This is a genomic window from Arthrobacter sp. 10T425, from assembly GCF_056393985.1.
This window is the reverse complement of sequence record NZ_JBFTGZ010000044.1, coordinates 1-591: the sequence shown is the minus strand read 5'-3', so window position 1 is coordinate 591 and position 591 is coordinate 1. Positions and strand designations below refer to the sequence as shown.

At 53.3% G+C, this 591-nt stretch carries 1 protein-coding gene; it reads right to left on the bottom strand.

The genetic code is table 11. From position 1 onward, the window contains the following. Positions 1–58: 58 nt before the first annotated feature. Positions 59–523: a hypothetical protein gene (locus tag AC1DDH_RS20425; RefSeq protein ID WP_476956202.1), complete on the bottom strand. Its 465-nt coding sequence runs from the start codon at positions 521–523 to the stop codon at positions 59–61. Positions 524–591 lie beyond the last annotated feature (68 nt).

Genomic DNA, 591 nt, shown 5'->3' with positions numbered 1-591 from the left:
GGATTCACATCCTGCATGACGATTCCTTCTTCCTCCAAATAATCGACGAGCATCGCAATCAGATCGGATTTGCTGCCTGTGCCTTAAGATAGCGGGCGAGTTCCCCCCAACGACGAACGACGATCCCGTTCGAGTGGTGGAATTCCCTCGACAGCATGAGAACATACCGATCCGGTGCACGTCGCTGCCAAGCGGCGTAGTCATCGAGTTGAGCGGGCTTGATCTCAGTCTCTGCCAAGGGCTTGTCGTAATACTTGATCTCGATGAGGACTCTTGGCGTAGCTTCTTCGTCAACAAGAACAGCCAAGTCTGCGATCCTTGGACCGAATTTGCCGTGAAATCTGTGTTCAGTCTCGAAGCGAGCTGCTTTGAGTTGGGCGGCAGGAATTCCGCAAGCGTCAGAAATGAAGGATGCTATAAGTTTCGGGTGCCGATTCCCGATTTCTCGGAGTATCAAGCCGAGGTGGCGGCCGTAGTAGCCTGCTGCGAACCAGTTCTGGATGGCGGAAAGATAGTTGGCCAACGTGATCCCTCTCATTGTTTTGTTTTAGGGCCGAGGCACGATGATAGCGTCTAGGCGAGGACTGGTGT